General features: G+C 61.6%; 16 protein-coding genes. 6 read left to right on the top strand and 10 right to left on the bottom strand.

From position 1 onward, the window contains the following. Window positions 1-17 precede the first annotated feature (17 nt). The 6 genes from hutI to HWX44_RS00605 all read right to left on the bottom strand — a co-directional run bounded on the left by hutI (window position 18) and on the right by HWX44_RS00605 (window position 8,213). On the bottom strand, window positions 18-1,196 hold the full coding sequence (gene hutI / locus HWX44_RS00630) for an imidazolonepropionase (RefSeq protein ID WP_175972821.1): 1,179 nt from the start codon (window positions 1,194-1,196) through the stop codon (window positions 18-20). Between the two features lie 21 nt (window positions 1,197-1,217). Continuing rightward, window positions 1,218-2,894, bottom strand: a complete 1,677-nt coding sequence (locus HWX44_RS00625) for a urocanate hydratase (RefSeq protein ID WP_175972820.1) — start codon at window positions 2,892-2,894, stop codon at window positions 1,218-1,220. A 318-nt stretch (window positions 2,895-3,212) separates the two neighbouring features. Further along, a complete protein-coding gene (locus tag HWX44_RS00620) occupies window positions 3,213-4,112 on the bottom strand; it encodes an endonuclease domain-containing protein (protein WP_175972819.1) in 900 nt (299 codons plus the stop codon). Window positions 4,113-4,362: 250 nt separating this feature from the next. Further along, window positions 4,363-5,916: a histidine ammonia-lyase gene (gene hutH / locus HWX44_RS00615; protein ID WP_175972818.1), complete on the bottom strand. Its 1,554-nt coding sequence runs from the start codon at window positions 5,914-5,916 to the stop codon at window positions 4,363-4,365. A gap of 184 nt (window positions 5,917-6,100) precedes the next feature. Continuing rightward, window positions 6,101-6,829 carry an IclR family transcriptional regulator gene (locus tag HWX44_RS00610; protein WP_046648892.1) on the bottom strand — a complete coding sequence of 243 codons (729 nt, stop codon included), beginning with the start codon at window positions 6,827-6,829 and terminating at the stop codon, window positions 6,101-6,103. 37 nt (window positions 6,830-6,866) lie between these two features. After that, window positions 6,867-8,213, bottom strand: a complete 1,347-nt coding sequence (locus HWX44_RS00605; RefSeq protein WP_175972817.1) for a YjiH family protein — start codon at window positions 8,211-8,213, stop codon at window positions 6,867-6,869. A 370-nt stretch (window positions 8,214-8,583) separates the two neighbouring features. On the opposite strand from HWX44_RS00605, the gene HWX44_RS00600 reads away from it, so the two are divergent. From HWX44_RS00600 to HWX44_RS00585, 4 genes are read left to right on the top strand one after another with little or no spacing between them, the layout of a single operon-like run. Beyond that, window positions 8,584-9,984 carry an amino acid permease gene (locus HWX44_RS00600; protein WP_070547266.1) on the top strand — a complete coding sequence of 467 codons (1,401 nt, stop codon included), beginning with the start codon at window positions 8,584-8,586 and terminating at the stop codon, window positions 9,982-9,984. Between the two features lie 2 nt (window positions 9,985-9,986). Beyond that, window positions 9,987-10,955 carry a formimidoylglutamase gene (gene hutG / locus HWX44_RS00595; RefSeq protein ID WP_070547267.1) on the top strand — a complete coding sequence of 323 codons (969 nt, stop codon included), beginning with the start codon at window positions 9,987-9,989 and terminating at the stop codon, window positions 10,953-10,955. 33 nt (window positions 10,956-10,988) lie between these two features. Further along, complete coding sequence (locus tag HWX44_RS00590) at window positions 10,989-11,381, top strand: (deoxy)nucleoside triphosphate pyrophosphohydrolase (protein ID WP_175972816.1); 393 nt, start codon at window positions 10,989-10,991, stop codon at window positions 11,379-11,381. Beyond that, complete coding sequence (locus tag HWX44_RS00585; RefSeq protein WP_175972815.1) at window positions 11,378-14,494, top strand: DUF3427 domain-containing protein; 3,117 nt, start codon at window positions 11,378-11,380, stop codon at window positions 14,492-14,494. The genes HWX44_RS00590 and HWX44_RS00585 overlap by 4 nt, the downstream gene beginning before the upstream one ends. A gap of 296 nt (window positions 14,495-14,790) precedes the next feature. Here the strand turns inward: HWX44_RS00585 and HWX44_RS00580 are convergent, their stop codons facing one another. Further along, entirely contained in the window at window positions 14,791-16,026 is a 1,236-nt protein-coding gene (locus tag HWX44_RS00580; RefSeq protein WP_175972814.1) for an MFS transporter, read from the bottom strand. 106 nt (window positions 16,027-16,132) lie between these two features. Between HWX44_RS00580 and HWX44_RS00575 the strand changes: the two genes are divergently transcribed. After that, window positions 16,133-16,660, top strand: coding sequence for a hypothetical protein (locus HWX44_RS00575; RefSeq protein ID WP_254868072.1), 528 nt, complete (start codon window positions 16,133-16,135; stop codon window positions 16,658-16,660). 51 nt (window positions 16,661-16,711) lie between these two features. Here the strand turns inward: HWX44_RS00575 and HWX44_RS00570 are convergent, their stop codons facing one another. From HWX44_RS00570 to HWX44_RS00560, 3 genes are all read right to left on the bottom strand, one after another. After that, window positions 16,712-17,563 carry an ECF transporter S component gene (locus tag HWX44_RS00570; protein ID WP_175972813.1) on the bottom strand — a complete coding sequence of 284 codons (852 nt, stop codon included), beginning with the start codon at window positions 17,561-17,563 and terminating at the stop codon, window positions 16,712-16,714. Between the two features lie 76 nt (window positions 17,564-17,639). Beyond that, entirely contained in the window at window positions 17,640-18,503 is an 864-nt protein-coding gene (locus HWX44_RS00565; RefSeq protein WP_175972812.1) for a DNA primase, read from the bottom strand. 76 nt (window positions 18,504-18,579) lie between these two features. Further along, complete coding sequence (locus HWX44_RS00560) at window positions 18,580-20,319, bottom strand: carboxylesterase/lipase family protein (protein ID WP_175972811.1); 1,740 nt, start codon at window positions 20,317-20,319, stop codon at window positions 18,580-18,582. Between the two features lie 114 nt (window positions 20,320-20,433). Between HWX44_RS00560 and HWX44_RS00555 the strand changes: the two genes are divergently transcribed. After that, complete coding sequence (locus HWX44_RS00555; protein WP_175972810.1) at window positions 20,434-21,201, top strand: hypothetical protein; 768 nt, start codon at window positions 20,434-20,436, stop codon at window positions 21,199-21,201. Window positions 21,202-21,350: the final 149 nt, after the last annotated feature.

Here is a 21,350-nt window from a genome sequence, read left to right as displayed (position 1 = left end):
GTGCGAGACTTTGCTTTCTAGACCTCGCGGCCGCCGACGAAGGTCTTGAACGTCATCGGCATGCCCGGGCGGTAAGCAAGGTGGATAGCGCTCGGAGCATCGAGGACATGCAGGTCCGCGGCTGCACCGACCACCAGCGAGCCCTTAGCCGGGCGGCCCTTCGCGTCTTTGCCCTCACCGACATCCTGGCGGCGCAGCGCGGTGGCACCGCCCAGAGTGCCAGCAGCAATGGCCTCATCGAGGGTGAGGTGCTGCTGGAGCACGGCCGTCGTGATGCAGAAGTTCATTGCGGAGGTGTACGAGGTTCCCGGGTTGAGGTTGGAGGCGATGGCGACGGTCGCGCCGGCATCAATAAGCTTGCGGCCCGGTGCCAGCGGTTCCCGCGTGGACAGGTCGCACGCCGGCAGCAGGGTGGCCACCGTATCGGAGGAGGCCAGCGCTTCGACGTCCGCATCGCTGAGGTAGTTGACGTGGTCCACGGAGGCCGCGCCCAACTCCACCGCGAGTGCTACGCCGGGCCCCTCGCCAAGCTGGTTGCCGTGCACGCGCACACCCAATCCGCGGGCCTTGCCAGCCTCGAGCACGCGGCGCGACTGCTCCTCATCGAAGGCACCACGCTCACAGAAGACGTCAATCCACTGCACATACTCGGCCACGCCATCGAGCATCGGGCCCACAACCTCATCGAGGTAGGTTTCGGCCTCTGCTCCCGGCGGCACGAGGTGCGCACCTAGGAAGGTCACGTCATCGACGTGGCGGGCGGCCACACGCGCGGCCTCCACCTCGGATTCGGTATTGAGACCGTAACCGGTCTTCGTCTCCAAGGTCGTCGTTCCACCCCGGCGGGCAGCGGCGATGCGCTCCACCAGAAGCTTTTCCAGGCGCTCCTCCCCCGCCGAGCGGGTCGCGTCCATCGTCACGGCGATGCCGCCAGCTTGGTAGGATTCGCCCGCCATGCGGGCCTCAAACTCGGCGGAGCGGTCGCCATCGAAGATCATGTGAGTATGGGAATCCACCCAGCCCGGCAGAACCGCGCGCCCGCCAAGGTCGACCTTCTCGTCCGCGGCCGGGGCCTCGGAGGCTGGGCCGATCCAGGCGATGGTGCCGTCGGTGTTGGCGATAAGTGCGGCGTCGGCAAGCGTGCCTGCCTCCGACACCGTGCGCAGCTCTGAGATTCCAGTAAACAGGGTGGACATGATCTTCTTTTCCTCTCGTGTCTAGTCGCGGGCCTTGAATTCCATCGGGATACGCACGCCGCGCTCGTCGGCGACTTCCTTGGCGCGAGTGTAACCGGAATCCACGTGGCGGATAACGCCCATGCCCGGGTCGTTGGTGAGCACCGCGCGCAGCTTGGCGGCGGCCAACTCGGTGCCATCGGCGACGGTGACCTGGCCCGCGTGAATGGAGCGGCCCATGCCCACGCCACCGCCGTGGTGGATGGATACCCAGGTAGCACCGGAGGAGACAGCGGTCATTGCGTTGAGCAGTGGCCAGTCAGCCACGGCGTCGGTGCCATCGAGCATGGCCTCGGTCTCGCGGTACGGGGAGGCCACGGAGCCGGAATCGAGGTGGTCGCGGCCGATAACGATCGGGGCCTTGATCTTGCCTTCCTTGACCAGGTCATTGAAGAGCAGGCCAGCCTTGTGGCGCTCGTTGTAGCCCAGCCAGCAAATACGTGCCGGCAGGCCCTCGAACTCCACGTACTCCTCGGCGGCATCGAGCCAGTTGTGCAGGTGCTCGTTGTCCGGGAAGAGCTCCTTGAGCGCCTGGTCGGTGACCTTGATGTCCTCCGGGTCGCCGGAGAGCGCTGCCCAGCGGAAGGGGCCGAGACCCTCGCAGAAGAGCGGGCGGATGTAGGCCGGGACGAAGCCCGGGAACTCGAAGGCGCGCTGGTAGCCGGCCTTGCGGGCCTCGTCGCGGATGGAGTTGCCGTAGTCGAAGACCTCGGCACCCTCGTCCTGGAATTCAACCATGGCCTGGACCTGGGCGGCCATGGCCTCGCGGGCCTTCTTGGTGAAGGTGGTCGGGTCCGCCTTGGCCTCGTTGTGCCAATCCTCGACGGTGATTTCGGTGGGCAGGTAGCTCAGCGGGTCGTGCGCGGAGGTTTGGTCCGTAACGATGTCCACGGTGAACTCGCCCGCACGCTGGCGGCGCAGCACCTCTGGGAAGACCTCGGCGGCGTTGGCTACCAAGCCAACCGATAGAGGCTTCTTGTTCTCCTTGGCGTCGAGCACCAGCTTCAGGGCCTCGTCCAGGTCGGTGACGACCTCATCGAGGTAGCGCTTGGACTGGCGGCGCTTCAGGCGGGTTTCGTCAACATCAACGATGAGGCAGGCGCCCCCATTCAAAGTAACGGACAGCGGCTGCGCGCCACCCATGCCGCCGCAGCCACCGGTCAGGGTGAAGGTGCCGGCGAGCGTGCCGTTGAAGCGCTTCTTGGCCACGGCCGCGAAGGTCTCAAAAGTACCCTGCAGGATGCCCTGGGTGGCGATGTAAATCCAGGAGCCGGCCGTCATCTGGCCGTACATCATCAGGCCCTCGTCCTCGAGCTTGCGGAAGTGCTCCCAATTGGCCCAGTCGCCGACCAAGTTGGAGTTGGCGATGAGCACGCGCGGTGCCCACTCGTTGGTCTTCCAAATACCCACCGGCTTGCCGGACTGCACCAGCAGGGTCTCATCGGATTCGAGGTCCTTCAGCGACTCCACGATGGCATCGAAGGCTTCCCAGCTGCGGGCAGCGCGTCCGGTGCCGCCGTAGACCACGAGGTCCTCAGGGCGCTCAGCAACCTCGGGGTCGAGGTTATTCATGAGCATGCGCAGCGGGGCTTCGGTCTGCCAAGACTTGGCGTTCAGTTCGGTTCCGCGCGGGGCGCGTACTTCGCGGGGTTCAGACATGACTTCCTTTCGCTCGTGCTTTTCGACGCCCTTCCAAACCCCCAAGGCCGGTTTCCCGGGGCTGTCCCTTGTGGGGCTTGGTCAGCGTCACACATCAGAAGCTACTGTGACGCAGCACCATCTTCTAGGGCTCTTTTGGCCTGCCTGTCTCAGATACAAGACTGTCACCTGACAGGCACTTCAGCGCCGCGCTGCCTGCAACCCAGAGCCCAACCCAAAAGTGCAGACCTGGAAGTGCATTCACGCAGGTGGGCGTCGTCCAGCGCCAAGGCAGTGCTTTGCGACGACCAGCAGGTCTGCACTTCCAGGTCTGCACTTTTACAAGCGCGGGCCGCGTGCCAGGTGTTTGCCCACCGTCTCCTGGAAATAGTCAGGCCGCGAACTCAACTGTTCTGGGCTAAACCTCAAGACGATGTAGCCCTTGTTGAGGATGGCTTGCTGGCGCCGATGCTCCGCGCGAATTACCTCTTCGGCCTCGAAGCGGTACTTGACGTTTCCGTCAATCTCAATCACGAGCCACCCATTAATGACCAGATCCGCTCGATAGTTCTCAATCACATACTGCGCCTTGACCCAGCGCAGCTCCGGGTAGTCCGCCGCAAGAATCAAGGCACGGGCATAGGATTCCCACGGTGACTCCGCGCAATTGACGCTTTCAGCAACCGCCCGCCGCGCGGCGGCAACACCCTTAACTCTCCCCATAGCGCCGAGCGTCTCACTGATCCAGAACTGGCCAACATTGCGCGCCCGCACGTCATCGACGGCAACGAGCCCCTCTTCAAATCCATAAAAGCGCGCAATATCTATTGCTGTGCGGTCCAGAGATGACACGCGAATCCCGTGCACAACTGTTTCTTTACCGCGCAAGTCCATGCGGCGATAACGGACAGTGGCTTTAGATCGTGGAGGTACCGAGTTCGAAGGCAACGTTGCCTCCCATTCGGTCGGCGGCACAACCAGCGGAATTCCGTGAATAAGGGCGGCGGATTTTCCCACTAATGTTGCCTTGGGCAAGGTCAACCCGAGCACATATGCCTTCGTGGTCTCCTTCTGCCACGGCTTGAGTTCGTGCCAATGCATCATCGGCAGTACGAAGCACCACGCCAGTTTGGCCACCTTGCCAGCATGCACCTTCTTCCACCGGGGATCATCATTGGGCAGCTTCCGAAGGTCGATAAGGTGCTGGTCTAAAAAGCTAAAGAGTTGTTCATTGTTCATGCACTACTCATAACCCAGCTTTGTGTGCCTCGCCACAGATAGGCTTCCGTTCTTCACCTCCGCCGCACTACCTGTAATCCGGTGCCCAGCCTAAAAGTGCAGACCTGGAAGTGCATTCATGCAGGTGGGCGTCGTCCAGCGCAAGGCAGTGCTTTGCGACGACCAGCAGGTCTGCACTTCCAGGTCTGCATTTTTGGAAATAAGACGGCAAGAGAAGGCCCCATGGCACATGCCATGGGGCGGGAGGTGTTTAGCGCAACGTGCCGACAACCCCCTCTACCGCAGCCACCAGCGCACCTTCCTTGACCAGGCGCACGGTCTCCTCGATCTCCGGGGAGAGGTAGCGGTCGGTGCCCGGACCTTGGACGGTCTGGCGCAGAGCATCGATGACCGCACCGGTGCCCTTGGCCGGCTGGCCCTCGCGCATATCGATGGCGCGGGCGGCAGTGAGGATTTCAATGGCGAGGACGCGCTGCAGACCGTCCACGGCCTTGCGCAGCTTGCGGGCACCCGACCAGCCCATGGATACGTGATCCTCCTGCATGGCCGAAGACGGAATGGAATCAGCCGAGGACGGGTTGGCCAAGCGCTTGAGCTCAGAGACGATGCCCGCCTGCGCATACTGCGCGATCATGTGGCCGGAGTCCACGCCCGGGTCATCCGCCAGGAAGGCGTTGAGGCCGCGGTTGCGAGCAACATCGAGGAAGCGATCGGTGCGGCGCTCGGAAATCGAGGCTAGGTCAGCCACCACGATGGCCAAGAAGTCCAGCGCATAGGCCACCGGCGCGCCGTGGAAGTTGCCGTTGGAGACCACGCGCCCATCCTTGGCCACCACCGGGTTATCGACGGCCGCGGCCAGCTCGCGCTCAGCAACCGTTGCTGTGTGTGTCACCGTGTCGCGGAAACCACCGGCCACCTGCGGGGCACAGCGCACCGAGTAGGCGTCCTGGACTTGCTTCTTCTTGAATTCTTCGAGGGCGGCCGCGAGAATCTCCGAGCCCTCCGCAACCTGAAGGATATTGGCGGCGGCATCTGCCTGGCCCGGGTGCGGTCGCAGCTGCTGCAGGTCATCAGCGAAGACCACCAAGGTACCCAGCAGGCCCTCCACCGTCATCGCGGTGGCGATATCGGCGGTCTTGGCCAGCTCACGCAAGTCTGTAATGGCCAGGCAGAGCTGGCCCAGCATGCCATCGGTGCCGTTAATCAGTGCTAGGCCTTCCTTTTCCCGCAGCTTGAGCGGCTCGATACCCGCAGCGGATAGGGCTTCCGCGGCCGGGGTGACCTCGCCGCCATCAACGCGCACCTCGCCTTCACCGAGCAGTGCCAGTGCGCAGTGCGCAAGCGGTGCAAGGTCACCGGAGCAACCCAAGGAACCGTATTCGCGGACCACCGGGTGGATGTTGGCGTTGAGGACCGCAGCATAGGTTTCCGCCACCACCGGACGCACGCCAGTACGCCCAGTGCACAGGGTGGACAGGCGCAGCAGCATGAGCGCGCGAATGACCTCTTGCTCAACCTCCGGGCCCGTGCCCGCCGCATGCGAGCGCACGAGCGAAAGCTGCAGCTGCGCGCGCATCTCCTCTGGAATTTGGCGGCGCGCTAGGGCACCGAAACCGGTGGAAATGCCATAGACCGGAGTCGGATCCTGGGCCAGCTCCTCGACACGCTCACGTGTGGAGGCGATTTCCGCCAGGGCATCCTCAGAGATCTCCACCTTCGCGCCATAGCGCGCAACGGCCACGACCTCCTCGATGCTCAGCGCACCGATACCCACGGTCACGGTGGAGGGATAAGAATTAGACATGTAAGGCTCCTTTGACGTCGCTGCGGTACCCCGCCCCACCACCCGCGTGGAAGGGAAGAAGACACGCGAAAACACGTACTTGCTTTCACAAGAATAGAAAAATAGTGATACGCGCGACAGCCTTACGCGTTGCGCTCATAGTACAACAGGCTGCCCGGCGCGCCAATACCCCGCGCACGACCAGTTAGCGGCGCCCGTACATTCTCTCCGCCACCTGCTGCGCTGCCGCGTGCAGTTGCTGGGCGACGTCGGCGGCGTCGGCAGTCCCCACCGGGAAGGTCACCGCCAGCGCCGCCGCGGGCCTGCCCACGTGGTCAACCACCGCCACGCCTACCGACGCCTGCCCGCGCGCCACCACCTCAACCTCTTCGGCCCATCCGCGTTCGCGCACCTGGCGCAAGATTTCCTTGTACTCCCCAAAACCTAAAGAACCGGGGACGAATGCTGCACGCCACTCCGCCTCTGGGAGCAGGGCCAGCATCGCCCGCCCAGAGGCCGTGCGCTGCGCCTGCAGCCGCACTCCCCTCTCCGTCACCAAGGACAGCGCCCCCGGCGCGCGAATCTCGTTGAGGTAGAGAATCTCCGAGCCCGCCAAACGCGACAGGTGCCCCGATCCCCCGACACTGCTGGCAATCCGCTCGAGGTGCCCCTGGGTTACCCGCACCAGGGGCTGCTGCGTGGCGTAGGCAGCAGCCATCGAATAGGCAACGAGCCCCAACCCATAGGTCTGGTTCTCCGGCAGGTGCACCACAAATCCCGCGTCCACCATCTCCTTGAGCAGGTGATATGTAGTGGAGCGCGGCAGGTCCAGCTCACTGCGGATGCGCGCGGCGGAAATCGGCACGTCGATAGTGGACAGCAGCCGGAGGATCTCCAGCGCATTGCGCGCCGCCGGGACTCGGGAGGTACTCATGGGCCCACATTCTAGTGAGCCCTCGTACAAGTCCCAGCTAAGTCACCAGGAAAGCAATCGGCGTCGTAATGATGATGGTGAGCACCACGCGCTCGAACCAGATGACCACGATCTGCCACAGCTTGATCGGAATCTTTGTGGCCAGAATACAGGGCACCAGCGCGGAGAAGAAGATGATGGCGGAAATCGCCACCACGCCGATGACGAACTTGAGCACCATGCTTTCAGAACCCGCCACGGCCGTCGCCGGCAGGAACATCTCCGCAATGCCCATGGCCGCGGCCTTGCCCGCCAGCTCCGGCTCCGGCAGCTGGACAATCCACGCGAACGGGTAGAACAGGTAGCCCAGCCAATCGAAGAGCGGCGTGAAGTTAGCCAGCAGCAGGCCAATCAGGCCCACAGACATGATGGAGGGCACAATCGCCGACGCCATGCGCACGCCATCGCGCAGGTTCTCCCAAATGGCAGCGCCCAAAGACGGCGCGCGGTCCAGCGCCAGCAGCGCTTCCCGCCACGCGGCCTTAAAGAAATTGCCCTTCACTGGCTTTTCCGGGTCCGGTTGCACGCCGTCTACGTAGTCGTCGGGAATCCTGCTCAGCGGCGGAATCCACACGGTAATCGCCGTAACCAGGAAGGTCACCACGAGGGATACCGCGAAGTAGATGCCCCACATATCCATAAGGTCGAGCTGCTTGGCGACGATCACCATGAAGGCAGCGGAGACCGTCGAGAAGCCCGTCGCGATGATGGAAGCCTCACGCGCGGTGTAGCCGCCGCGCTGGTACACGCGGTCAGTAATGAGGATTCCCAAAGAGTAGGAGCCCACGAAGGAGGCCACCGCGTCAATGGCGGAGCGCCCCGGCGTGCGCCACAGCGGGCGCATGATGGGCTGCATGAATACGCCGACGAATTCCAGAAGGCCGTAGCTGATGAGCAAGGCCAGGAAAGCGCCGCCGATGGGCACGATGAGACCGACTGGCGTGGCAATCGAGTTCCACAGGAAGGGCACGATGTCCTCGTTGCCCAGCACTCCGGGAAGCTTTCCGATGACCATGAGGAAGGAAACCACCAGGCCCACCACGTTGAGAACTGTAAAGACCGCTTGCAGCGGCCCCTCCCGCCAGTTCTTGTTCACGATGCTGCGCACCGTGCCATAGAGCGCCAGCGCCAGGATGAACCAAGGCACCAAGACTTCCGCATAGGTGCGGATGATGGTGACCATGTGGTCAAGCGGGATGGATTTCTTTCCGTCGTAGCTAATGGGAAAGAAAAATACGAAAGCGCCAATAGCGCTGTAGACAAAGAGGCGCCAGATGCCCTTCTTGGAGGGGACATCGTCGTCGCTCTCGTAGAAGGCGTCAACGATTGCGTCTTCAGAGTTCATGTTCTACCTCACGGTGGTGGAAACGACACGTCATTAGCACGGCCACAACACGTCCACTACACGAACGCGCCAAGCAAGCACAAACCCAAGAAAGGGGCGGTTGCTTTTAAGCCATGCCCACGCGACAGCCACACGCAGGTCTTCCATATGTTAGCGAAACCACACGTAAATGTCACCCAATTCACCCCCACAGAATGAATGAGTTCGCCGTGATAGGCCTAGGTGAGCTACCCCCACCACAAAAAAATTGACCGCACATCTGAACTAGAGGAAAGTAGCTCCCGGAATCACTCGCACCAACCACTCCCCTCATCCGCAGCGCTAGGACTAGCTAGCGCCACAACAGGGGCACAGAGGAGGACGCATCCCCGTGGCAGAAACCACCACCAAGCGCCCCGGCTTGAAACACCGGCACCTGCACTTTATTGCCTTAGGTTCGGCCATCGGCACCGGCCTGTTCTACGGCTCCGCCGGCGCCATCCAAGCCGCCGGCCCCTCGGTCCTCTTGGTCTACCTCCTCGGCGGCGCCGTGGTCTACTTTCTCCTGCGCGCACTCGGAGAGATGTCCGTGCACCACCCCGTTACCGGCTCCTTCGCCGAGTACGCCCGCACCTTCTTAGGCCCCTGGGCCGGCTATATCACCGGCTGGATGTTCGCCTTCGAAATGGTCATCGTGGCCCTCGCGGATCTCACCGCCATCGGCGTCTACATGCAATTCTGGTTCCCCGGCTCTCCCAAGTGGGTCTGGGTCGCCGCCACGCTCCTCCTCGTCGGCGGCGCCAACCTCGCCACCGTCAAGGCCTTCGGCGAGCTGGAGTTCGCCTTCACCATCGTCAAGGTCGGCGCCGTCATCGCCATGATCCTAGGCGGCGTGGCCGTGCTCGTCTTCGGCCTCTCCACCGCGGAGACCACCGGCCCGGCCAACCTGGTCAACGATGGCGGCTTCTTCCCCAACGGCGTCTCCGGCATGGTCGCCTCCTTCATCCTCGTCCTCTTCGCCTTCGGCGGCACGGAGATCGTCGGCGTCGCCAGTGCGGAGGCAGAAGATCCCGCCAAGTCCGTGCCCAAGGCCGTCAACACCATCCCGGTGCGTATCCTGCTGTTCTACGTCTTGGCCATCCTGGTCATCCTCATGATCAACCCCTGGCGCAGCATCACCGGTGAGGAAAGCCCCTTCGTCCAAATCTTCTCCACCCTCGGCGTCACCTGGGCTGCGGCCGCCCTTAACGTCGTGGTTATCACCGCGGCGGTCTCTGCCATCAACGCCGATCTCTTCGGCGCCGGCAACGTTCTCACCGGCCTGGCCCGCCAGAACCTCGCGCCGAAGGTCATGGCCAAAAAGACCCGCGGTGTGCCGGTCATGACCATGATTATCCTCATTATCGTCATGATCATCGGCACCGGACTCAACGCGCTCATCCCGGACAACGTCTTCGAGGTCATCGCCTCCCTCGCCACCTTTGCCACCATCTACGTGTGGCTGATGATTCTGCTCGCCCACGTGGCCTCCCGCCGCCAAATGCCGCCTGAAGAACGCGCCAGCCTGAAATACACCGTCCCCTTCTGGCCATGGGGCCAGTACTTCTCCATCGCCTTCATCATCTTCACTTTTGGCATCATGGTGTGGCAGGAGCAGTACCGCCCGGCACTCGCCACGGGCGTTATCTTCATCCTCCTGATGACCGCCATCTTCTACCTCACCGGCCGCCGCAGCGCCGCCGCGAGCTCCCCACAGGGAACAGCTCCGCAAGGAACAGACGCGAAAGGATAACCATGAACACCGTTGATGCCCCCGCCTACTCCCCTGCCCCCGAGTGGTCCGGCCGCTCCGATGGCCCAGGCCCCGAGCATGCGCGGTGGCACAGCGTGATTCGCCCGCTGGACGTCGCCAAGCCCCAGGCAGAACCCGGCGTCGCACTCCTGGGCTTCGCCTCCGACGAGGGCGTGGAGCGCAACCATGGCCGCCCCGGCGCGGCTGCGGGCCCGGCCGCACTGCGCGGCGTCCTGGGTTCCCTAGCGCTGCACCATACGCATCCGTTGTACGACGCCGGCACGATCACCACCCAAGGCACCGACTTGGAAGGCTCCCATGCGCGCCTCTCCGACGCAGTGGAGACACTCTCGCGCGCCGGGCACCTGCCCATCATCCTCGGCGGCGGCCACGAGACCGCCTTCGGTTCCCACCGCGGCGCCTTTAGGGCTCTAGGCCCTCTGCAGATCATCAACCTGGACGCGCACTTCGATCTCCGCACCGCGGACGTGCCTACCTCCGGCACCCCGTTCAAGCAGATTTCCGAACTGGTGGGCCGGGAGGACTTCGACTATTCCGTCCTGGGAATCTCCCGCCCCAACAACACGCCCGTGCTTTTCGACGAAGCCTCCGACCTCGGCGTCACCGTCGTCCTCGACGAGGAACTGCTCAGCATGGACCGCGCCCAGCTGCGCGAAACCGTCGAGCGCATCTGCGCCGGCACCAAGCCCATCCACCTCTCCATCGACCTCGACGTGCTGCCTGCCGACCAGGCACCTGGTGTCTCCGCCCCCGCCGGCCTCGGCGTGCCGTTAAGCATCATCCGCGAACTCGCACTCACCATCGCCGCCACGGGACGCCTGGCGCTTGTCGACGTCGTCGAGCTCAACCCCACCTTCGACACCGACGCCCACACTGCCAAGCTGGCCGCGCGGTTGATTGATGACATTGTGACGGCGCATTTTTCTGCTGCCGCGGACACGAATTCCTAGATAAGACCGGGGCCAGCCGGCATACTGGTCCCCATGAGTTCACCGATTCGTGTTGTCGGAGCCGTCTTCGCTAAGGGCAATAGATTCCTGGCCTGCCGCAAAGCCCCGGGAAAATCCCTAGCCGGCATGTGGGAATTTCCGGGCGGCAAGATTGAACTCGGTGAAACACCCGAGCAGGCTCTCGCGCGTGAAATTAAGGAAGAGCTTTCCGTAACCGCAACCGTTGGCGACAAGGTCACCTCGACCGTGTACGAGTATGACTTCGCCACCATCGAGCTCACTACGTTTCTGTGCACCATCGAGTCCGGTGACCTGACTCTTAATGATCACGATGCCATCCGCTGGGTATCCCCTGCCGAGGCGCAGGAACTCGACTGGGCTCCTGCAGACATCCCCGCCGTCAAGCTGCTTTCTTCGCGCCTATGAGTTCCGATTCTCTCCTGCCTTTCGGCATCTATGAAACCCCGGTCACCGCTCGTATCCAGGAGCGGATCGAGGAAACTAAGCGGGCTCGTCCCACGGCCGCAACGGGCATCGCCCATGAAACCATGAAAGACGTGAACCCTCGGTTCGCCGCGGCAGTGTCCCAGCATTTTGCCAAGGTCCTCGAGCAAAAGCTCACAGAGCTAAATAAGCCCGAGGAGCGCGTGGCCCTCATTAATGGACTCGCACAACACCTCGGAGAAGATGAGTATATTTCTGCGGAACAGCTGCTCTATGCCATCTACAGCTCAGAGCTCGCAGAGGCTCCAGAGCTTCCCGAGGTCTCACTCAACGCCAGTGCTTTGTTCACCAACAGCGTGGACGACACCAATATGTCGGTCGAGATCGCCCGCGAGATCCGCACTGCGGACTCCGTCGATTTGCTGTGCGCTTTCATCAAGAGTTCGGGTATTGCGGTCATCAGCGATCAACTAGAGTACCTCAGGGATCATCAGATCCCGCTGCGCGTCATCACTTCGACGTATTGCGGAGCGACCGAAGCCGCCGCCGTGCGTCGTCTCGTGGAGGACTATGGCGCTGAGGTCCGGATTTGCTATGAGCACAAGACCACTCGCCTGCATGCCAAGGCCTGGCTCTTCCGCCGCCAGTCTGGCTTCGATACCGCGTTCATCGGTAGCTCAAATCTTTCGCGCTCGGCGCTTGTCGACGGCTGGGAATGGAACGTCCGCGGCTCCCGCTCCTCCACTCCGGAGATCATCGAAAAATTCATCAAGACCTTCGATAGCTACTGGTACGACACTCACTTCAAAGCCTTCGACCCCGAGGAAGACTACGACCGCCTCGTAAACGCGCTCGGCAGCGCCAAATTTCTCGAATCAAAGCACGGCGAGAAGCTCGAGCTGTCAGGCCTTCGCGTTGAGCCCTACCCCTACCAAGAGGAGATGCTCGAAGCCTTAGAGTCCGAGCGGGAAGTTCACGATCGCCACCGCAACCTCCTCATTGCTGCCACCGGTACAGGCAAGACTGTTGTGGCAGCACTGGACTACCGCCGCTTATGCGAGAAGCTGGGGCGTAGGCCACGGCTACTATTCATTGCGCATCGGCGCGAGATTCTTACCCAGGCCCAGCGAACCTACCGCGAGGTTCTTCGCACTTCTGGTTTTGGTGAGCTCCTCGTCAGCGGTGAGCAGCCAGCCGAGTGGGACCATGTCTTCGCCAGCATCCAGTCCCTGCAAGGGAAGCGCATGGCCCAGATTGCGCCGGATCACTTTGAAGTCGTCGTCATCGATGAGTTCCACCACGCCGAGGCTTCGACCTACCGGGCAGTGCTCGACTACCTGCAACCGCGCGAGCTCTTGGGGCTAACGGCCACACCGGAGCGCGGTGACGGCGAGAACGTGCAGAAGTATTTCGACTACCGCGTGGCCCATGAACTCCGCCTCTGGGATGCGTTGCGCCTACAGCTCCTTGCACCCTTGCACTACTACGGGGTGGACGATGACACGGACCTGACGAGTCTGACTTGGAACCGCGGGAAGAAGGACTACCAGGCTTCGGAGCTCAGCGAGTTCTATATCAAGGCCGGTGAAAAGCGCACCAGGTTCATCATCAATGAGCTCAACCGTCGCATTTTCGATCTCTCCGAGATGAAGGCCCTTGGCTTCTGCGTGACCATCGCCCACGCCGAATACATGGCGGAGCAATTCAACCTTTTCGGCATCCCTTCCCTGGCGGTCAGCAGTAAGCTCAGCGTTGATGAGCGTCGCCGCGCCATCGAGCAGCTTCGCGAAGGCACTATCAAGATTATCTTCGCGGTCGATATTTTCAACGAAGGCGTCGACATCCCAGCGGTCAACACGCTGTTGCTTCTGCGCCCGACGCAAAGCCCGGTGCTCTTCGTCCAACAGCTTGGCCGAGGTCTGCGCCTCAACGAAGGAAAGAATGCCTGCACCGTCTTTGATTTCTTGGGCCTCCAGCACGAGGAATTCGATTTCGAAGAGCGCTTCAAGGTGCTTACCGCCGCTCGCGGAAAGAACCTCGCCAAGGAGGTAGAGCAAGGTTTCCCCACTGCCCCGCCTGGCTCTAACATCACCTTGGACCGAGTAACGACCGAGCGCGTTCTCAAGAACATCAAGCGCTTGACCCGTAACTCCGTTAAGAAGATACGGGCACTCATTTCTGATTACGGCACGACCGACCTCGCAAGCTTCATAAATAGCTCTGGCGTCCCCGTGGAAGACATCTACCGCCGCAAGGGTATTACGTGGACCACGTTGCTGCGCGATGAAAAGCTGCTGCCCTCCAGTCCCACGAACGAGCACGAAGAGTTTCTTCTCAGCCGAATCCGCGTGCTACTGCACATCAATGACCCGAACCGCGTAGCGGCCTACAGTCTTCTCATTTCTCCGGACGGGCCCAACGAGAAAGACATGACTCCCGAGCAAACTCGGTACGCCACCATGCTCGTATTGGCTCTGTGGGCAAATTCAAATACGGCGATTCCGGAATCCCTTGATGGGGCCCTGCGTATCATCCGGGCCTGTCCTTCCTTCGTCGCTGAGGTTACTCAGGTCATGCAGCTCACACTCGACCGGTCCCGCGTCATCCCGGAGAAATCAACGAATAGCGTCTTGGAGACTCACGCGGATTACAGCCTTGCCGAACTGGTCGGCGCGCTGGATGATGGCCCGTTGCGCAAGCTCGCGAACCTGCCACGTGAGGGCGTACGCCGCTTCGACGCCTCCAACACTGACCTCTTCCTCGTCACATTCCAAAAAGACGACAACGTCAGCGCATCCACAAACTACCGCGATTACCCATTGGCGCCCGATCGTTTGCACTGGGAGTCCCAATCCACCACATCGCTTAAGTCTGCGATGGCTGACCGCTACATCCGTCACCATGAGCTCAACGGCAATATCATCATCGCTACGCGTTTTACTAAGCGGAACAAGGTAGACACTACGTCGGCGTATACCTTCTTGGGCAATGTCGATTACGTCACACACAGAGGCGAGAAACCCATCCAGTTTGAATGGAGTCTTCGTCGCGACATGCCCAAGCAGTTGTACGCAGCCGGACGCACTGTGGCTTAAGCCTCACTTAAAGTCAAGCTATGAAGTTGACGTCGTTATCACCATAAATTAATATTTGCTTAGCAGATTAAGAAAAGATTAGTCTCTGATGCCTTTGTGCAGAAGTGTGGAGGACAGTCATGGGAGCCGCGAGCGAGCGTAGCCGGAAGAGGTGGAGCCGCCCAGAAAACGGTTCTGGAACTTCCATCTATGGCTTTACGCGTTTTCGGGAGCGCAGCTTCAAAACCGGCACGACCCCTCGCTGGGCCGCGTGCAGCAAGAAAGTGCGCCCTACTCGCTAGATAGGGCCACGCCTATTAACGCCGCGGACGGTAGCGGCGGCGCAGACCCCGCAGGATACCTTTCCTCTCCCCCAGGGTGTCGCGACCAAATATCCACGCCACAACGCCAGCCACGGCGACAACCGCGCAGAAGCCAAAAGCTGTCTCAAATCCGTACCTATCCGCCAGCAGTCCAATGACGATGGGGCCTAGGATTTGCCCGAAATCGCCTGCCATCTGAAAAGTCGACAGCACCTGGCCACCCGAGCGCTGCGAACCAACTATGTCTGCCACGGCCGCCTGCTGCGAGGGGGCGATAAGGCCTGAGGCGGCGCCGGACAGGGCGGAGAGGATGAGCAGGGAAACGATGTTCGTCGCCAAGCCCAGTGTTCCAACGAACAAGGCAGACCCCACCAGACCCGCCACGATGAGTGGACGGCGCCCCACGCGGTCCGACCAGGAGCCGGAGAACTGCAAGACGATGGCGTTGCCCGCAGCAAAGACCGCCAATGCTATACCCGATGCGGATGCGCCGTTGGCAAAAATCGCAGCAGCAAACAGCGGTAGAACGGCTACGCGCACGCCCATGTTGATCCAGCCTTGGGCGAAGTTCGACGTCAGCACAGCGCGGAAGGCAGTATCCGCCCAGGCTTCCTCCAAGCGCATCGGCGGGAGACTGCGTCGACTCTCATCAGCCTTGGACACAGGCGGCATGAGGCTCCACACGACGAGCGCCGCAATCGCCACGCCGGCACCGTAGATAAAGAAGGGCCAGCGGAAGCCCAGGAAGGAAAGGCTCGCGCCAACGAGAGGGCCGATGACGTTACCGAGGAGGAAGGACGTGGCATAGGTGGCCGAACAGCGCCCGCGGATGCTGGGTGGGGCGAGGCGCACGATGAGCCCCATCGCCGCGACGGTGAACATCGTCGAACCAATACCGGCGATTGTGCGCAGCGCGACGATCTGCCAGTACTCCTGCGCCACGCCCACGAGGCCGGTGGTGACCGCCACGGTCAGCAATCCCGTCACGTACACCCTGCGCGTACCTACGCGGTCGATGAGAAAGCCCGCAGCGGGGGCAAAGATGAGACGGCTGGCAGAAAAGACTGAGACAACCAGACCAGCCGCGGCCATCGAGACATCGAAGCTGACGATGAACTGCGGCAGCAGCGGCGCAATGAGACCGTAGCCTAAGGCAATGATGAACCCGGCGGCGACCATGACCCAGATTTCCCGCGGGATTTTAACCTGCGGTGCTGCAGTATTTTTCATATCGCCACTCACTGTAGCCCATCACGTCAAATGGCTGAACGTTTGACCGAACATCCGTTCGAATATGTGTGTGGTGATGTCCGTGCCGACTCCTAATGTGTGGGCCATGAAGAACTACAGCAGCATTCACCAGTCCGTTCAGTCCCCTTTCCCGGCCGACGTGAGCACGAGCGAACTCACCACTGAGATCCTCTACCACCACCATGACACTCTTCGCTCCATCGAGAGCGTCATCCGTCACCCGCGCTCGCTCGCGCGACCCACACCGCAGTGGCGGCCACCATCCAAGATGTTGCCACCAGTAGATATACAGGGTGGTGAATCACTACCACTGACCTTTACTGTCTCGCGCCACCGCGTGGGTGAGCGCGCCAAGGCTCGCGTACTGGGCTACGGCGAAACGCGCGTGCCGTCCTATCTCATTACGGTGCGCATCACCGACCCCACCGGCCGCCCGGTTTCCCCTTCGTTGGCGGAAGCATGGGTGCGGGCCTTAGTCCCAGAGGAGCTCGTCTCCGCAGTGCATGAGATTTCCAGCAGCAGCGCGGCCACGTTTGTGTGGCTGGTGGATAGCGCTTATACCCCGGTGCATTCACCGCTCTCCCTCTTCGAGGGTTTCAGCCAGGCTGCGTAATGCGGCATCTTCCGCAGTATGTGAGGCTCAGTATCGAGCGTTGTACGCCTGCTAGAAGTAACGCTGCAGGCGGTCGAAAAAGTTGCGGGGTGGCTCTTCTTCAAGCGAAAGCGAGAACCGATCCTCCGTTAGCACGCGGCCGAGAGCCGGGCGTGTCTCCGGGAAATCATAGAGGCGGCGGATCGCCCGCGGCGCCAAGCGAATGGAAAAGCAGACCACGAGCACCGTAAAAGTCTTATCAATGATGTCGGAGCTCAAGGTTTGCACTAGGACTGCTAGGCGCTCGTCGCGCAGGATCAGCTCCAGCAATGCCAGAAGTTGGAGGGGCCCTTGCTGCTCGTACTCAGCTGGAAGGAGCAAGGTCGACATAGCGGATAGTAGCCCGGCAACCACGCCTACCCCGGTTCCGGCGAGCATCATGGCCACCATCCGCTTGAACACTCCGCGGCGCGCTAGCCAACCAAACAGGTAAGCCACCACCACCGCGGTCGGCAGATAGACCAAGAGCAGCGGGTTGTTGATGCTGGCCAGGCACGCACTTAAAACTGACGTGCCGATTCCTAAGACGGGGCCGTAGACGATTGCGATAAACGCCGTGCCCATCATGTCGAGGTACAAGGGGATGTTGACGTTGAAAATCAGCGACGACAACAGTAGGTTCGCCGCCACCGCCAGCAGCGGGTTGACAAGCGCGTGGTTTCCCAAGGATCGCCATTGCGCAGCGATGAACAGCAGTGCTCCCAGCAAACTCAGGCACCATGCACCGGTTGATAAGGCGGAATCGAAGACAAAGCCTGTGTGGCCGTAGCTCGGGGCCAGCGTCAGAGCCCAAGCCAGGCACAAGCATGCTAGAGCGGATCCAACACACAGACGCTGGCTGTGCGATGCCTTGTTATCCGGCATTGGCTGGGGCTGCTCCTCTTCGAGAGTCGAGAAATAATACCCGCTTACCCTACCGTAGAAGCTCGGTATCGTCTGATTAGTCAGACTCGTTGTCTTCTTCGGCGTCTTCGGAGTCTTCGTCGTAGTCCTCGTCATCATCGTCGTCGAAGAGAACGTCGTCCTCGTCTTCATCGTCGGCGCCGAAGATGTCGTAGACCTCCGGTTCGTCGAAGTCGGAGTCATCGATGCTCACCAGCTGAGCTTCCCAATCCAGGGCTTGATCGGAGACGAGGCTCAACACGTCAAAGAGGCGGTCGAAGTCGGTGTAGGTTCCCAGCTCGAGGGCTTCGGCGGGGACCTCAATGATGGGGGCTAGCCCGCCGTCTTCGTCTTCCGCGGAGCCGAACAGGGCGACGCGCTCTTCCTCGCTCATGTCCTCGGAGGCCTCGGCTTCCCAAAGCTTGCTGATCGCTTCGTCTTCCAGCTCGTCGAGCTCTTCCTCATCAAAGTCGAAGGAGAGGAAACGCACGACCGCGCTCGGGACGCCGTCGATGGTCTCCACCAGCACGCGCAGCTCCGAGTCGTTGGCCACCTCCGCTACGACGAGGTTCGGGTTGAACTCATCCTGAAGAAACTCCAGCTCGGCAATGCGCTCATCGGTGCCCTCCAGCAGGTCACGCAGCACGGTTACCACCTGGTCGGTGGCGATGTGACGCGACACAGCCTCGACGGCATCCTCCACGGAGAACGCCACGGAAACTAAAACGGCCTCGAAGTCTTCATCGTCTTCATCCACATCGGCTGCGGCAATATAAACGTTGGCCGCCGGCAGGATGGGGTCAATTTCCACAAACTGGATTTCCAAATCGGAGGTGATGGGCACGAACATCACATCGTCGTTGACGCGGGACTCAATGCCCTCCCCGTCCAGCGCAGAGGCGATATCTTCAAAAAAGCTCATGTGATTAACATCCGTCCATGTGGGAGTCTCACCCGGGCTGCTGCCAAGGCCCCACACATCTTACCTGCGATCCCCATCAATAGCTCTCCTCATTGAGCAGGAATCCCAGTTCCTTCAGAATCTCCGGGCGCCCAGTGCCCCACTCCAACATGTCGTAGGCCTCCCATGCTTGGCGACGCCCCTCCATCGGCGCCTCCTCCACGCGCGGCTCCACATCGAAAACCATGGTCGAGCGCTGTGGAGCACGGTATTGCGGCCAGTCCTCTCGCGGGGCCCCGCCCCGAATGAATTCGCCCCATTGCGTCTGCATGGCCCCGGTTACGTTCTCCATTTCGGAAGGCTTGGCGATGGTGTTCAGGAAGGAGACGCGCGACGCTCCTGGGTCACCAAAGATATTGGAGAGCTCCATCGAGTGCATCGCCCCCAACCCCAACCAGCGCAGTGCTGCCGGCGCGAAGTCGAAACGGTACATCCATGTCGGATAGCGCCGTGCGTGTTCGGAGGCCACGCGGACGGTGGGGGCCCAGAAGAGGGCGTCGGTCAGAAGGTCCCCAAAGTCGCGGCGTGAGACCGCACCGCCGTATGCCGCGATGACATCCGGTGCGCTCTCCGGATCAAAAGAGGCTAGCAGGCGCAGGGCCGCGCGCTCGCGGGCGCGCTGGCGTTGGAAGAGGAACTTACCAAAGCTGGCCTCACCGGAGTTAGTTCCCACCAGCAGCGGCACCGGGTGTTGGTTGCCGTCCTCAAAGGCTTCGATAGGATGTTGCGGGATGAGGTCACCGTCGACAGTCGGCGCGTAGCAGGAGTTCAGGTACAGCAACTCGCCCGCGCGCCACATCATGGACTGTCCGGAGCGCACCAGGTCCGCGAAATCCTCCTGGCGCAGATCATCCGCGGTGGTATCGCGCGGCAAAGCCATCTTGTGAACCAGCTCGCGGGCCCAAAACACCGACTGCGCCCGCGAATGAATCATGCCTATGGGCGGTGACTGCGCAATCGCGCGGTGGAACAGCCCCTCGGCGCGCGGCACCGCCATGAGTGTCAGGACGGCCGCGCCGCCGGCGGATTCACCCATGAGCGTGACGTTGTCCGGGTCCCCACCGAAGGCAGCGATATTCTCGCGCACCCACTCCAACGCTAAGACCTGATCTGCCACAGCCGGGTTGGCGCAGGCCTCTCCGCCCAAGCTGCGGACATCAAGGTAGCCCAAGGCGCCTAAGCGGAAATTCACCGAAACATAGACCACGCCCATCTGGGCTGCGAACTCGAAGCCGCGCAGCATCAGCATGTGGGAGGATCCGACGATAAAACTGCCGCCATGCAGATACACCACGACGGGCAGCTTCTCCCCTGCCGCGGAAGACGCCGCAGCGTGGGAGCTCGCCGGGGTGTCCGAGGGGCCGGTGCGGTGTGGGCGGACGATATCGAGGGTCAAGCAATCCTCCGCGCCCTCGATGCGATCCGTCCAGGAATACACCGGCTGCGGGGCCACGTGCCCGAACTCACGGCAATCCCGGATCCCTTCCCAGGACGGGGCGGGGCGCGGCTCCCTGAAGCGGTTGGTGCCAGACGTATCCGCGCCGAAAGGAATGCCGCGCCAAGAGCGGACCGGAGCGCTCAGCGGACGGTCCGTGCGCAACTCTTCTTCGATGCAGCCGCGTACCCAGCCGCTGGTGGTGAGCACCGTGAGGTCGTCGGCAAGCGCGGTGCGTGCCGCCTCCTGCGCGGCGCAGGCACGGGCATGCAGGGATTCGGCAAGCAAGCGCGCCGCTGCCGCGCTGACCTCGCGCGAAGGGGAAGGCTCAAACTCGCTCATGACTCATACACTAATGCCCTAACCTGCAGGCGCGCTGAATAAAACGTTTTCGATACGGTGGTAAACATACAGTTCAGATTCACAATCAGATTTAGTTAAAAGTTAGGTGAGACAATGTTGGACAAGGTCTTTGGCAAGGACAGCAAAGATAAGGCAGTTAGTCGCCGGGAAGCATCGGTCGATCAAGCCGGCTCCGCAGAGGCCGTGGGCACCTTAGAGGTCGATGAAGCCAACCGCATTACCAAAGGATTCCTGGGGGCCATCGACAAGATCGTTTCTGTTCAGTCGTCTGTCATCATCAACTACGTCGAGGGCGTGAAGAAGCGCAACCCCGACGCCAGTCCGGCGGAGCTGCAAGAGCTCATCGACAAGCACTTCATGAACATCATCACCGGTACGGGTGCTGCCGCGGGCGCCTCCGCGGCTATCCCCGGCATCGGCTTGGTCACTGGTGCAGCCACTATTGGCGCGGAATCCTTGGTCTTCCTCGAGGCGGCTGCTTGGTACATCCTGGCTTCCGCGCACCTGCGCGGTGACAACATCCGGGACAAGGAACGCCGCCGCGCCCTGGTCCTAGTGGTGCTCACTGGTTCTCAAGGCAGCGCATTGGTCGATACCTTTGTGGGTGATGCAACCTCGCTCTCCGGAGTCACCTCCACTGCTACTCTTTCGCGATTCTCCGGCCCCACCCTCAGCGGCCTCAACGGCCGTCTGACCAAGCTGTTTATGAAGCAGGCCACCAAGAAGCTCAAGTGGGCATGGGTATCCAAACTATTGCCGATGGGCGTAGGCGCGGTGCTGGGAACGACCGCCAACCGTAAATTGGGACGCCAAGTCATCAACCATGCGGGCACCCAGCTCTCCCCCCTGCAGGGGGAATAAAAGGGGCGAAACCCGCCCAGGGTAGTGAGCAAACTTACAAGGGCCGTATCATAAGGGGAGACACTTTTCGGGGTGCCTTTCGCACCCGTGGATTGGCCTACTAGAGTCGAACAAAGACAAACTTAGAAGCACAGAAAGAGGCGAGCATC

Source organism: Corynebacterium sp. Marseille-Q2823 (assembly GCF_903645345.1).
GTDB classification, from domain to species: Bacteria; Actinomycetota; Actinomycetes; order Mycobacteriales; family Mycobacteriaceae; genus Corynebacterium; species Corynebacterium hiratae.
This window is presented reverse-complemented; position numbering and strand designations above follow the sequence as displayed.

Bases quoted from the DNA above. Each gene is read 5' to 3' on its own strand.
- hutI (WP_175972821.1), bottom strand. From the start codon at position 1,196: ATGTCCACCCTGTTTACTGGAATCTCAGAGCTGCGCACGGTGTCGGAG.
- HWX44_RS00625 (WP_175972820.1), bottom strand. From the start codon at position 2,894: ATGTCTGAACCCCGCGAAGTACGCGCCCCGCGCGGAACCGAACTGAAC.
- HWX44_RS00620 (WP_175972819.1), bottom strand. From the start codon at position 4,112: ATGAACAATGAACAACTCTTTAGCTTTTTAGACCAGCACCTTATCGAC.
- hutH (WP_175972818.1), bottom strand. From the start codon at position 5,916: ATGTCTAATTCTTATCCCTCCACCGTGACCGTGGGTATCGGTGCGCTG.
- HWX44_RS00610 (WP_046648892.1), bottom strand. From the start codon at position 6,829: ATGAGTACCTCCCGAGTCCCGGCGGCGCGCAATGCGCTGGAGATCCTC.
- HWX44_RS00605 (WP_175972817.1), bottom strand. From the start codon at position 8,213: ATGAACTCTGAAGACGCAATCGTTGACGCCTTCTACGAGAGCGACGAC.
- hutG (WP_070547267.1), top strand. From the start codon at position 9,987: ATGAACACCGTTGATGCCCCCGCCTACTCCCCTGCCCCCGAGTGGTCC.
- HWX44_RS00590 (WP_175972816.1), top strand. From the start codon at position 10,989: ATGAGTTCACCGATTCGTGTTGTCGGAGCCGTCTTCGCTAAGGGCAAT.
- HWX44_RS00585 (WP_175972815.1), top strand. From the start codon at position 11,378: ATGAGTTCCGATTCTCTCCTGCCTTTCGGCATCTATGAAACCCCGGTC.
- HWX44_RS00580 (WP_175972814.1), bottom strand. From the start codon at position 16,026: ATGAAAAATACTGCAGCACCGCAGGTTAAAATCCCGCGGGAAATCTGG.
- HWX44_RS00575 (WP_254868072.1), top strand. From the start codon at position 16,133: ATGAAGAACTACAGCAGCATTCACCAGTCCGTTCAGTCCCCTTTCCCG.
- HWX44_RS00570 (WP_175972813.1), bottom strand. From the start codon at position 17,563: ATGCCGGATAACAAGGCATCGCACAGCCAGCGTCTGTGTGTTGGATCC.
- HWX44_RS00565 (WP_175972812.1), bottom strand. From the start codon at position 18,503: ATGAGCTTTTTTGAAGATATCGCCTCTGCGCTGGACGGGGAGGGCATT.
- HWX44_RS00560 (WP_175972811.1), bottom strand. From the start codon at position 20,319: ATGAGCGAGTTTGAGCCTTCCCCTTCGCGCGAGGTCAGCGCGGCAGCG.
- HWX44_RS00555 (WP_175972810.1), top strand. From the start codon at position 20,434: ATGTTGGACAAGGTCTTTGGCAAGGACAGCAAAGATAAGGCAGTTAGT.